The sequence below is a fragment of the Leptospira licerasiae serovar Varillal str. VAR 010 genome (assembly GCF_000244755.1).
Classification (GTDB): domain Bacteria; phylum Spirochaetota; class Leptospiria; order Leptospirales; family Leptospiraceae; genus Leptospira_B; species Leptospira_B licerasiae.
The window spans coordinates 299,318-311,801 of sequence record NZ_AHOO02000013.1; the positions used below are offsets into that span (position 1 = coordinate 299,318).

A 12,484-nucleotide genomic window follows, 5' to 3' on the forward strand; every position below is an offset into this window, starting at 1 on the left:
CAAAAGAGACGCAGTTTTTTAGGCACGCTGAGACGCGAAGACGCAGAGAGTTTTTGGTTTTACTAATTCCAATAAACCTCCGCGACTCTGTGCCTCCGCGTGAGTCATTACTACGCCGCGTCTCTAATATCTCTGCGGCTTTTACTTCTTCTTAACTAAGATCTTTCTTTCGATCTCGAAAATTTTCTCAGGTAATTTTTCCTTACCGTGTTTTTTCTTATCGTTTTCTTTGAGGAATAGATCCGCTCCGAATTTTTCGAAGGCGTCGTTTGCCTTGATGTTTTTCAGACCGATGAACTGAAGATGCACTTCTCCGGCAGGGATCCCAAATTCGGTCCCTCTGTCTTTTACCGCCAAAACTCTAGTGATCGCAGTCACTGTGTCCCCACTGAAAGAAGGTTGAGTATGATATCCTTCGGTGAATCCAAGATCCCAAAGAACATTTTCGGTCACATCTCTGGAAGAAAGTCCGCATAACCATGCGAAGACTAATCCTCCGTAAACGACAGGCTCTCCACCCATTGGACCGGAAATTCCAGAAGAATACAGTTTGTCGTAGTGAAGCGGGTGAGTGTTCCCAACTCTGTACGTCCAAGGGAAATGTTCGTCAGTGATGGTTCTTCCGTTTTGGTGGATATAGATCTGACCTGCTGCGAAATTTTCGAAATAAGTGTCCGTCCAGGTAGCGGTCTCGAAACCTTTAGGGAATTTTAACTCAGGAAGTTCGATCACAGGGCTATCGGTCTCAGGGAAAAAAGCATCCTTGATCACAGGTTTAGGAGTTCCTTTCGGTTTTCCGTTAGAGTGATAGATCATGATCTTTCTTTCGTATTGAAGAACCAACTCTTTGTTCTGGTTCAAGCAGATCGTACGAACATGAACGATCCCCGGTTTGTCCGCTCCCTTATCATCAATTTTGATAATTTTGGTTTTAGCGGAAAGAGTATCTCCGGGATATACAGGTTTCAAGAATTGAACGTCGTAGTATCCAAGGTTTGCGAGAGCTTTTTCGGAATCATTTTGAACTCCTAAAGAAAGCGCTACGTTGAACACCATTAACGGGGAAACTAATAGATCCTTAAATCCGTGAGCTTGTGCATAAGGAGCGGAAAGATAAAGTGGGTTTGCTTCCATAAAAGTGGTAGCAAACTCTTGTGCAAAAGAACGATCGATGGTCAGTTCTCTTGGATGTTCGAAAATTGCACCTTCTGTAAATTCTTCCAGATATCTGCCGTAAATGCCCCGTTTTACGGTTCCGGTTTCCACCGGAGTTTTGGGACCTAGTTCCGCGAAGGGGGAAGTAGGGATTTTAGCCATAGTGAGAACTCCTGCTTCGTTTTAAGTTTCTTCCAGGATTTTGAGATCCTCCGGTCGGAAAAGGCTTTTTCGGCTTAATAAGTCCCGAAATACCCGTCCAGTTGGCTTCTGGATCCGAAACGAAACTCCGAAATTTGGATCTCTTGTTTCGTAAGCTCCGGATTATTGTCCTTCTCCCCAAACATATGATTCCAGGTATTTACGTAAAGGATCGGCAGAGAGTTTCGATTTTCCAAATGAGAAGAAAAAAGTACCCTGTCTTTATGGACGACCGGATCTTCTTGGAAGAGCTGGTCTCCTGAATAAACATTCTTTAGATCTAATTGAAAAGTTTTACCGTCCGGCTCGAGTCGAACTAAGAACGACTCAATGTCGTAGGTCCTACCGTAGCGGATCCTTCGGTAAATCCTGTAAAAAAAATCCTTCCAGGAGCTTGGATGGATCTCATCCCTAAAGACCAAACTGATCTCCCATTCGAATCCAATCGGAGTGATATTTGCCTTACAATAGATCCCTACCAGATCGTTGCCGGTCTGCACATCTATCTCAGGTTGGGATAAAACGAAAAGATCCGACTTGGGACAGATCCCTTCCGTGGCTTGGAATATTGGCAGAGGTGGACTAGCGCAGCCCAAATGAAGAATGAATAGTGGGATGAGAAGATAAGATTTCATGAGAAGGTCGGAATGGAGGAATTCGAATCAGTTTTTCAATCTTGTCAAGATGGAAAATAGGTGCTTTTCCATTCGGGAAGAGAAAGTCTGGAATCGATGAGTTCCTCAGTTTTATTCAGAGAATTTCCCCAAATAGCGCTTTCTGCCCAAAAGGAGAAGGTGAGAGAAAAGATACAAAACACTAAAAAGGTTTTGGAAGAAGTTTTACAAAAGAGGGATGTTGTAAATTACGAGTCCGTAATACGACCTCTGAACGATTCTATGGAAGAATTGCAGGAAGAGTTTACCGTACTTTCCCACCTAAATAGTGTTAAAAATAGCGAAGAAACACAAGAACACTATACTGAGATACTTCCTGAGATCACAGAGTTTTATACAGCACTAGGCCAAAACGAAGAATTATTCAAACTATATTCTGAAATTTACGAGAAGGAAAAATCCAGATTAGACAGACCTAAAAACAAGGTGCTGGAAGATGCAATCCTGCAGTTCAAATTAGGAGGAGTTGGACTTCCGGAAGATAAAAAAAATCGTCTTCAGGAAATTCAACTTAGGTTGTCGGATCTTTCCAACCAATTCTCTCAAAATTTATTGGATTCCACCAACTCTTTCGAAATGAAGATCGAATCTGAAGAAGATGTAAAGGAGATCCCTGAATCGGATAAGGCGTTGTACAAAAACGAGGACGGGACTTACACTTTCACTCTTCAGTTCCCAAGTTATAATTGTTATATGACTTACGGAACAAATCGCTCCAAAAGAGAGGAATTATACAAAGCATACGTAACCCGCGCTTCGGGAAACGGCAAAATTTTGGAAGAGATACTGGCTGTCCGAGATGAGTCCGCTAAATTATTAGGATATAAAAATTACGCAGAATCTTCTTTGGCGACCAAGGTTGCCGATTCTCCTGAGCAGGTGTTGGACTTCCTTCAAAGGATCGGAAAACTTGCCAAGCCGGTAGCAGAGAAGGAAATTTCCAAACTCAAAAAATTTGCAGAAACGCTTGGTATTCCGGATTTTCAAGCATTCGACAGCGCTTATGTTTCTGAAAAATTAAAGAAGAAGGACTATAATTTTGACGAAGAGCTGACTCGTCCTTATTTCGAAAAAAATTCTGTGGTAAAGGGAACTTTCGCCTTTTTGGAGAAATTATTAGGATTAAAATTTGAGAAGACGAACGCTCCCGTTTGGGATCCCAAAACGGAAGTGTATCATGTAAAAAACGGCTCCGAAATTATTGCCAGATTGTATTTGGATCTGGAAGCGAGAAAGGACAAACAGGGCGGCGCCTGGATGAATCATTGGGAAACTAGAAATAAACTTTCCGGTAAAACGATCCTTCCTTCCGCATTCGTTATTTGTAATTTTCCTCCTTCTAAGGATGGCGCTCCTTCTCTATTAAATCATTCCGATGTCGTAACATTCTTTCATGAGATGGGACATGCTCTCCATCATCTTTGCGCGAAAATTGAAGAACCTCCTGTGAGCGGGATCAACGGAGTAGAATGGGACGCAGTGGAATTTCCTTCTCAGTTTTTAGAAAATTTTGCGTATGAACCAGAGGTTTTAGATTTTTTTGCATTTCATTATGAAACGGGAAAACCTATGCCGAAAGAATTGGCGCAAAAATTAAAGGATACTAAAAACTTTTTGGCTGCGATGGGGGTGGTGAGGCAGCTAGAATTCGGGATTTTTGATATAAGGATCCATCTTCAAAAATATTCGGAGGAGGAAGTGCAAAATATTCTGGATACTGTGCGAAAGGATGTAAGCGTAATTTTTCCGCCCGAATATAACAAGTTCCAGAATGGTTTCGGTCATATTTTCTCAGGAGGATATGCAGCAGGTTATTATAGTTATAAATGGGCGGAACTTTTAGCAGCGGACGCGTTCTTTGCGTTTAGATCCAAGGGAATTTTTGACGAGGACCTGGCTGCAAAATACAGGACCGAGATTTTGGAAAAAGGGGGCTCCGAAAACGCAATGGTACTATTCAAACGTTTTCTGGGAAGAGATCCTGAACCGGACGCTCTATTAAAACTCTATGATTTAGTAGCTTGAACCGCTTTAAGAAAGCTTTTTGCGGAAATTTTGAAGCAATTGTTCCGTGCCTGAAAGTAGTAATTCTACTTGGTCGGAATCGATATTATAGACCACATTCGTCTTTAAAGAATCTTTAAAGGCGTTTGCATCTATCGTTTTCTGATCGTAACTATCCTTTAAAAAATTGTACCATCCGGCTAGGATCACTTTTAAGTGAGGAAGTTCTTTGATAGGGACCGAAATGACTTTCTCTGCTTCCATAAAGACACCAGCAGGTTAATTTGCGAACCGAACCAGTCAACCAGATTTTTTGAAACTATGTTTGATCCGAATTTTTCTCATGGAAAAAGGCGGCGCACAAAATTAGAGTTTAGATCCACTCTATTTGCGGAGTCTTTTTAAGGCTTTCATCACGACTGACTTTGGTTTATCCACTTTTACGGCATTCGGATTCTTCATCATCATATCTAGATACTCTTGTAATCCTGTAATTTCTAAGAGAGGATTTGGAGAGATCCAATCCGCAATATGATCGTTTATGATCTGAAAGGTGGCAAACGCGGAACAATCCGCTGCAGTGAATTCTTTTCCTGCGATATAGGGAGAAAATTTTACCACCCTGGAAAGCGCTTTCGCTCCTTTTTGGATAGAGAGTCTTGTGAGTTCTACAGTTTCCGGTGAGATTGTTTTTCCTTCCACGATCGACTCATACAGTCTACGGGCGGGAATATCTATATAATTTTCGATAAAAGATATAATCGTCCGAACTTCGGCTGCTTCGAAAGGATCTGCCGGGATCAAACGTTTGCTATTTGGATAAGCATCATCTAAGAATTCCAGAATCGCTTGGGACTCTACCAGATATTTTCCATCCACTTCTAAATAGGGAATTTTTCCCATTGGGCTTTTTTGTAGGAACTCCTCGTCTTGGGAAAAGCCGGTGCGAATCTCTTCGAACTCCAAACCTTTTTCTAAAAGTGCCAATTTGACCTTATTCGTATAATTGCTGATCGGATAACCGTATAGTTTTATCATAAGAGCCTAGGATCATCCAATTAGAAGCAGGATGGTAAAGTCTTTTTCAAGATAGATAAGAAAGAATGGGAACTTGGATGGATTTTCAATTTCTACTTTCCCGAAAGGAAATCTAAATCTAAAATTGGCAGCGAAAAAAAGAATTTACTCTTTCGAAAAGGAATCTTATCGGATCATGAAAAAAACAGCATTAATTACAGGTGCTAGCGTAGGCATCGGATACGAAATTTCAAAATTGGCCGCTAAAGACGGTTACGATCTTATACTCGTAGCTCGAAATCTCAAGACCTTAAATTCCGTAAAAAAGGAAATGGAAAGTTTAGGAGCGAACGTAGAAGTTCTTTCCGCGGATCTCTCCGATCCCAAGTCCCCTAAAAAAATTTACGATTTCGCCAAAAAGAAAAAAGCGATCGTGGATCTTTTGGTAAATAACGCAGGCTTTGGGACTAACGGAAAATTCCATTCTTTAGATCTGAAAGAAGAATTGGATCTTATCCAAGTGAATGTTACCTCTCTTGTGGAATTAACTCATCTATTTTTGAAAGATATGAGAGAAAGACATGCAGGAAAAATTTTAAACGTAGCTTCCACTGCGGCTTTTCAGCCGGGACCTATGATGACGAACTATTACGCTTCCAAGGCATACGTTCTATTCTTCTCGGAAGGTATTGCGGAGGAAGTCCGTAAAGACGGAGTGAACGTTACCTGTCTTTGCCCTGGTCCTACTAAAACCGAATTTTTTAAAAGAGCGGAAATGGATAAGTCTGCGATCTTGAATAGTTCTCTTGTCCCTAAAGCGGACGCAGCCTATGTGGCAAAGATCGGTTATCAGGGAGTAAAGGCGGGTAAAGCTGTAGTAATATCCGGAGTGGCAAACAAGGTAATGGCACAATCCGTTCGGATCGCTCCTAGATTTTTGGTCCGTAAGTTGGCAAAATTTCTAAATACAGTAAATTAAACAGAAGAGTGTCCTAAGATATGCAAGAAACGATTTTGGATAAGGCGGTTCCCTTTTTCCTCGGATTGGCTTTGGTGGAATTTATATGGGGAAGAAGGAAATCGGTCTATAGATGGAATGATTCTGTCTCGGATCTCGCAACAGGGATTTTATACTCTTTTACCGGAGTTATTATCACTTTGGGAGCTATTCTCCTATATGATAAAATCAGAATATATTATTCGATCCAAAGTCTTTTTCATGTAGGGGAATTCCCGTCTTCTTCCCCTTTGGTAAAAACAGCCGAGGGTTGGCAATTCAGTCCGGAGTCGTTTTTTGCATGGACATTCGTTTTGATCGCTGTGGATTTTATTTATTATTGGTTCCATCGGGCAACTCACGAGATCCATTTTCTTTGGGCCTGTCATGTGACCCATCATTCTAGCGAAGAATTTAATTTAACTGTGGCGCTTAGGCAATCCATGTTCCAAAGGATTTTTGAGTATATGTTTAATCTTCCTTTGGCTTTACTCGGGATCCCTTGGTGGATGTTTTTTATCTGCCATGGGATATTGAAGATCTATCAATTCTGGGTCCATACTAGATTGATCGGAAAGCTCGGTTGGATGGAAAAAGTTCTTTTGACTCCTTCTCACCATAGGGTCCATCACGGAAGAGATCCGGAATATTTGGACAAGAACCACGGAGGCATTCTCATCCTCTGGGATCGTTGGTTTGGAACATACGCGGAGGAGAAGAAGGAACCGATCTACGGACTGACGGAACCTCTTCCTACATTTAATCCAATTTGGGCGAATCTACATGTGTATGTTTCCCTCTGGAATTTAATGAAGGCAACTCCAAACTGGAAGGATAAACTTCTTCTTCTTGTCAAAAAGCCTGACTGGAGACCCGATTCCCTGGGAGGGGAGAAGAAGGTCCCTGAAATCAACAGAGCCACTTATACAAAATTCGATCCGACTATTTCTAGTTCCAGAAAAGTTTATGGAGTAATGCAGTTTGTACTTCTTGCCGGACTTTCCGTTTATTTATTAAAACTTTTGAAATTAGGAAAGATCTCTCTAGCTTTGTATTCAGGCTTTGGAGTTTGGTTCTTCTTTGCATTTTTAAGTTTAGGACTCGTATGGAACGGTAGATCTAGAATGGAAAAATGGGAAGTCCTGAAATTCGTATTGCTCGGAGTCCTAGTTTGGAACCTGAAATAATTTTCTCGAATCGGCTCTTTTAGTTCGTATAACAAACAATCCGTTTATTATAGTAAGCGACATGAAAAGCTTCGCTTGATCAATCCATACCTTCTTCTAAAGATTGCCTAGGAATCAAAAACCGAATTTGAAAAAGAATATCATTGGGAGGCAAGCTTGAATTCACCGCTTCAATTCGAATTACCAGAGGAATTACAACAACTCAGAGAACTGGTCAGGGACGTAGTCAGAAAGGAAGTTGTTCCGAACAGGATGCACTACGACGAAAATAACGAATATCCGAAAGCTATTTTACAAAAATTTAAAGAAGCAGGATTGTACCAGGCGTTGTTCGACGAAGAACACGGCGGACTAGGTTACGGAATGATGGGAGGTATCGTCCTCGCAGAAGAAGTTTCTTGGGGTTGTTTGGGAGTAAACACAGCATTCACTTCTACAAAACTTGGCGCTTTGCCGATCGATGTGGGAGGTACCAAAGCGCAAAAAGACAAATGGCTCCCACTTCTTGCTTCCGGAGAAAAAACTGCCGCATTCGGTCTATCCGAACCCGGAGCCGGCTCGGATGTTCCCGCTATGGCGACTACCGCAGTAAAAAAAGGGGACCGTTATGTTTTAAACGGGACCAAACAATGGATCAGTAGCGCCGGCCAAGCGGATATTTATACTGTATTTGCGATGACCGATAAGGACAGAGGCCCGAGAGGGATCTCTTGTTTTATCATAGAAAAAGGGACCAAAGGATTTTCTTTCGGAAAGAAGGAAGATAAATTGGGGATCCGATGTTCCGAAACAAGACAGCTCATCATGGAAGATTGCGAGATCCCGGAAGAAAATCTTTTGGGCGGAAAAGAGAATATGGGATTTTTACACGCGTTCAAGACGCTCATACTTTCTAGACCCGCAGTTGCAGCAGGTGCAGTCGGGCTTATGCAAGGTGCATTCGACGCTGCGATCGAATACGCAAGAGAAAGAGAGCAGTTCGGAACTACGATCGCTTCCTTCCAAGCGATCCAGCATATGCTTGCAGATATGGCAATCAAGATAGAAGGTTCCAGACTTCTGACTTACAAGGCAGGAGTGTATGCGGAAACTTTTCATAAAGATGCCGCAAAATTTTCCGCAATGGCAAAATGTTACGCATCCGATTCTTCGGTCCAAGTCGCGTCCGATGCTGTACAAATTTTCGGCGGCTATGGATATACAAAAGAATACCCTGTGGAAAAATTTTATAGGGACGCTAAAATCCTTCAGATTTACGAAGGCACAAGCCAGATCCAGAGAAACGAAATTGCCGCAGGACTTATAAAAGATGCGGCATCCAAAAACAAAAAAGGGTAAAATTCTCTTTTAGTCTCCGGCGGGAGAATTTTGACTTGCTTGCCGATCCGCCAGAAGTCAAACTTTTCCCTCCGGTTTTTTAGAAAGAGTGAAAAGGTTTTTGGACATCCAGAATTTTTTGCCTTCGAGAGTTTTTTGTAAACTCTCGTTCACTTTTTTGATCTTTTCCTTTTTTAGTCCGATTTTTGCGTTCGATCCTTCTTCCCTTCCTTATGATGGGATATCATTGGTTCCTCATGCCGAGGTTTGGGCCGACCTAGAAGGAGGCACAAGCTTCGAAAAAATGCAAAAGAAAGAATTTTATCCTCTTTCTTCTGCGAGTTTAGGTTATTCGGATCTGGCTCACTGGTTTCGGATCCCTCTTGAAAATAAATCTTCTCATTCTGTTTCTTGGATTTTGGAAATCCATTATAGCCAACTGGATAAGGCGGAATTATATCTTGCCTCCAAAGGTGACCAGGTTTTGTTCCGGGGCGGGGATAGAGTTCCTTTTGGAGAGAGACCGATACAATATAGGTTCCCTAGTTTTCCTTTAGAATTAAAGGCAGGAGAGAAGGACACAGTCTATTTAAAGATCCAAACCAAAAGTTCCATAAACTTTGCTGCATACGCGTATAAGTCGGAGGATTTTTTTTCGAATATTAGCAATGAGCAGATATTACTTGGGATCTATTTCGGATCTCTTTTGGTAATGGCGTTGTATAATTTATTTTTGTTCTTATCCACAAGGGAAAGAACATATTTGGCGTTTTTCGGATATGTTGGCGCTGGAGTCTTGACCCAGTGGTCCCTCCACGGTTATTCTTTCCAATTTTTTTGGCCCAACTCTGTAGTGTGGGCAAGTCATATAATCACTTCCTTTACGTTTTTAGTCTCAGCGACCACTGCGGATTTTATCCGACTTTATTTCGATGCTCCTAACGATTATCCGAATTCGAATAAGGTTCTGAAAGGAATATCAATTTTATCTTATATACTTGTAGTTGTCGGGTATTTTTTCCCTTTCAGTTTCGCGTTAGCGCTTTATATGTTCCTTTCTACGATCACGTTAGCCGTTATCTTGTATTTGGGGTTTCAGGGATTTTCCAGGAACATCCGACCTGCACTTTTCTTTTTGGGAGCATGGATTGCGCTAGTTACGGGAGCGTTCGTATTCGTCTTAAGATTTTCCGGAATCATTCCTCATACAATTTCTTTGGCTTATTGGGGAGTGGAGATTGGGACTGCGATACATATCCTTCTCTTGGCCTTGGCCTTAGCCGATAGAGTAAACGACCTTTCCAAAGATCTTTCTTCCAAGGTGGAAGATTTGAACGAGGCAAAACACGCGATAGAACAATCCGAGCTTAGATTTAGGAATTTGTTTGAAGGAGCGGAAGAACTTCTACTTACATTGGACCAAGAGGGAAATATTAAGGATGCAAATCGGACCCTCTCCAGGCTCACAGGCTATAAACCTGCAGAAGTAGAAGGTAAAAATTTTTTAGATCTGATATATACTATAGATACCCAGGAAGGTTCTATAGTAATCCTTCTTGCTAAAGAGAAATTAGAAGAACATTTACGAACCAGAAAGACTGTCGAGTTCCATTCCGAATTCAAACAGAAATACGTAATGGAACCTAAACCTGTAAAGATCCGTCTCCAATCTTTCGAGAGTGAAGCGGGCAGAAAGGTGCTCGGTAAAGTTTCTGAGATCTCCGAGGATATTCTATCTCGCTTTTTGGTCTCAGAAAGTATGCATTTCACCGTGAATAATTATCTCAGAAATGCGGATATCCTAAGTAGGCAGCTTACTTCCAAGTTAAGTCAGTTTGCAGGTTCCGAGATAATAACCGCGATCCGAACATGTCTTCGAGAAGTTCTGATCAATGCGATTGAGCATGGAAATTTGGGGATCAGCTTTGATGAAAAAACGGAAGCGATGAAATCCGGAAATTATATGGAGTTCATACAAAAAAGGCAGAGAGAGGCTTTTTACGGTGCAAGAAACGTAAAAGTAGCTTATTCCCTAAATTCTAAAAGGATCGGTTTCGAGATAGAGGACGAGGGAGACGGTTTCGATTTTAAGAAGATGTTAAATTTAGACGGAGAAAAACTGAACGAGGAAAGTTATACGCACGGTCGCGGGATCATGATGACCCGGAAAGTTTTCGACGTAGTAAAATTTAACGAAAAAGGGAATAAGGTCCTTTTAATTAAATATCTCCAAAAGCCTCTTAAATACAAAAGAGAACCGAGTTCTTTAGATATTGATTAATATTTCCTAACTTGGAAAATTGAGACTCGATTTTACGGTTGATCTGATCTTAGATCCGGTTAGATCATTGCTTCGGCTCGGAAGCATTTCTCGTGAGGTTAAAATATTCCTATGAAACATATTTATATGATCGTTTTTCTTTTAATTCCAATGCGGATATTTTCTTGGGATTTGGAGAAGGAGAAAAACGGGATCACTATTCATACAAGAGCTGTAGAAGGTTCGGAGTTAAAAGAGTTCCGTGGAAAAACAAAACTTAAAACGGATCTAAATACCGTGATCTCTTTAATGGAGGATAATCCGAACTATGTGACTTGGTTTAAAAATTGTAAACATGCGGAAGCGGTTAAAGTTTTAAATACAAGAGAAAAGTATATTTATATCCAAAATGGAGCACCTTGGCCGGTGGATGATAGGGACTTCGTTATCCATACTACTTTTAGCCAGGATAAAACCACAGGAGCAGTAACCTACACAATTCGACCTGTCGCGAATATAGTCGCGGAGAAAAAAGGACTCGTAAGAGGAACGCTTAAAGGTTTTTGGAAGTTTGTGCCAGTTGGGGACGAGATAGAGGTTACCTACCAAATACTGAGCGACCCTGGGGGAAGTATCCCTAGCTCCATTGCAAATTTTGTGGTAGTGGACATTCCATATGAAACATTAAGGAAAATGAAAGAGAAGGTGACGGAGTCCAAATATATCAATTCTCCCAAACACCCGGATCTATTTATTCCAGTGCCTAAATGAGTATTAGAATTCTATAATTTATAATTTACGCCGAAAAATAGTCCTCCATATGCGGACTGCATGTCCAACTTTCTGGAATATTGGTTGGAGAGTAATATATTATCCTGGTTGGCGGATTCAGTAAGAGGAGAAAGTCTTCCGTCTTGTCTTACATAAAAGGATGCAGTATCTCCGTTAAAGGAACCGTCAAAAGAAGTGATATTGATCCATGCTAAATAAGTGCCGAAGCTTAAGCTCACTCTTTCATTGATTGGATGGATCAAAGAACCTTCCAATCGGAATTCTAATCCGCTTCCTCTCATATTACCGTTTTGTTGGTAGTATTCTTTTCCGTCGGTAGCATAACCTTTTGTAACCCACAATGCTCTTGTAATTCCGAGTCCGAGCCCGGTTTCCCAACGAAAGTATCTATTCAATCTACCTTCCTGCCAGACCATTCCTAAAATATAAAAACTTTCCATTTGGAAATTCAGATTCGTATAAAAAGGTTCGGAAGTTAGATTGGTAAGACGAAACGGATCGAAGTATCTGTATCCACCTATCATCCCGATCTTAAAATTTTCGCTGAATCTGGTCCTGGCTAAAAATTCTCCCTGAATACTTCCTCTTGTATTTTCCTGCTTTGTTTGGCTGGCCACGAGTGGATTGAGGTTGGAACTAAAACCGTTTAAATTCTGATCGAATCTGTTGGGTCCTCTCATTCCGAAACCAAATCTGGCTCCAAATTCCCAAGTATCCTGAGTTTCAGAAGCCCTGTTTTCAGGCATTTCCTTCAGTTTGGGCGTGGTTGTAACACTTTCTTCTGCGCCCAAGGAAATCATTCCGAATAAGATCCCGGTCAGGAGGATAGAAATGAAACTTGCTCTTCTCCTTTTGGGCCCCGACGGCTTTTTAAAAAGGA

Annotated in this window: 11 protein-coding genes; 6 read left to right on the forward strand and 5 right to left on the reverse strand. The window is 41.3% G+C overall.

Annotated features, from left to right (window positions below; genetic code table 11):
- Nucleotides 1-141: 141 nt before the first annotated feature.
- Together LEP1GSC185_RS17290 and lsa23 are read right to left on the reverse strand one after the other, a co-directional pair.
- Nucleotides 142-1,317 (reverse strand): MaoC family dehydratase, encoded by a 1,176-nt coding sequence (locus LEP1GSC185_RS17290; protein ID WP_008592795.1) that lies wholly within the window; start codon nucleotides 1,315-1,317, stop codon nucleotides 142-144.
- A 74-nt stretch (nucleotides 1,318-1,391) separates the two neighbouring features.
- On the reverse strand, nucleotides 1,392-1,991 hold the full coding sequence (gene lsa23, locus LEP1GSC185_RS17295; protein ID WP_008592742.1) for a surface adhesion protein Lsa23: 600 nt from the start codon (nucleotides 1,989-1,991) through the stop codon (nucleotides 1,392-1,394).
- Nucleotides 1,992-2,087: 96 nt separating this feature from the next.
- On the opposite strand from lsa23, the gene LEP1GSC185_RS17300 reads away from it, so the two are divergent.
- On the forward strand, nucleotides 2,088-4,055 hold the full coding sequence (locus tag LEP1GSC185_RS17300; protein WP_415857739.1) for a M3 family metallopeptidase: 1,968 nt from the start codon (nucleotides 2,088-2,090) through the stop codon (nucleotides 4,053-4,055).
- A gap of 6 nt (nucleotides 4,056-4,061) precedes the next feature.
- On the opposite strand, the gene LEP1GSC185_RS17305 is transcribed toward LEP1GSC185_RS17300, so the two are convergent.
- Together LEP1GSC185_RS17305 and LEP1GSC185_RS17310 are read right to left on the reverse strand one after the other, a co-directional pair.
- Nucleotides 4,062-4,298, reverse strand: a complete 237-nt coding sequence (locus LEP1GSC185_RS17305; RefSeq protein ID WP_008592710.1) for a hypothetical protein — start codon at nucleotides 4,296-4,298, stop codon at nucleotides 4,062-4,064.
- Nucleotides 4,299-4,418: 120 nt separating this feature from the next.
- Entirely contained in the window at nucleotides 4,419-5,072 is a 654-nt protein-coding gene (locus LEP1GSC185_RS17310) for a glutathione S-transferase family protein (protein WP_008592290.1), read from the reverse strand.
- A gap of 175 nt (nucleotides 5,073-5,247) precedes the next feature.
- Between LEP1GSC185_RS17310 and LEP1GSC185_RS17315 the strand changes: the two genes are divergently transcribed.
- The 5 genes from LEP1GSC185_RS17315 (at nucleotide 5,248) to LEP1GSC185_RS17335 (ending at nucleotide 11,583) form a co-directional block, all read left to right on the forward strand.
- Nucleotides 5,248-6,030 (forward strand): SDR family NAD(P)-dependent oxidoreductase, encoded by a 783-nt coding sequence (locus LEP1GSC185_RS17315; RefSeq protein ID WP_024864058.1) that lies wholly within the window; start codon nucleotides 5,248-5,250, stop codon nucleotides 6,028-6,030.
- Between the two features lie 20 nt (nucleotides 6,031-6,050).
- Nucleotides 6,051-7,235: a sterol desaturase family protein gene (locus LEP1GSC185_RS17320; RefSeq protein WP_008592931.1), complete on the forward strand. Its 1,185-nt coding sequence runs from the start codon at nucleotides 6,051-6,053 to the stop codon at nucleotides 7,233-7,235.
- Nucleotides 7,236-7,391: 156 nt separating this feature from the next.
- On the forward strand, nucleotides 7,392-8,573 hold the full coding sequence (locus tag LEP1GSC185_RS17325) for an acyl-CoA dehydrogenase family protein (protein ID WP_008592059.1): 1,182 nt from the start codon (nucleotides 7,392-7,394) through the stop codon (nucleotides 8,571-8,573).
- An 88-nt stretch (nucleotides 8,574-8,661) separates the two neighbouring features.
- Entirely contained in the window at nucleotides 8,662-10,833 is a 2,172-nt protein-coding gene (locus tag LEP1GSC185_RS17330; RefSeq protein WP_008592939.1) for a 7TM diverse intracellular signaling domain-containing protein, read from the forward strand.
- A 111-nt stretch (nucleotides 10,834-10,944) separates the two neighbouring features.
- Complete coding sequence (locus LEP1GSC185_RS17335) at nucleotides 10,945-11,583, forward strand: START domain-containing protein (RefSeq protein ID WP_008592773.1); 639 nt, start codon at nucleotides 10,945-10,947, stop codon at nucleotides 11,581-11,583.
- An 11-nt stretch (nucleotides 11,584-11,594) separates the two neighbouring features.
- Here LEP1GSC185_RS17335 and LEP1GSC185_RS17340 read toward each other — a convergent pair whose 3' ends face one another.
- Complete coding sequence (locus tag LEP1GSC185_RS17340) at nucleotides 11,595-12,404, reverse strand: LIC_11366 family protein (protein WP_008592490.1); 810 nt, start codon at nucleotides 12,402-12,404, stop codon at nucleotides 11,595-11,597.
- Nucleotides 12,405-12,484 lie beyond the last annotated feature (80 nt).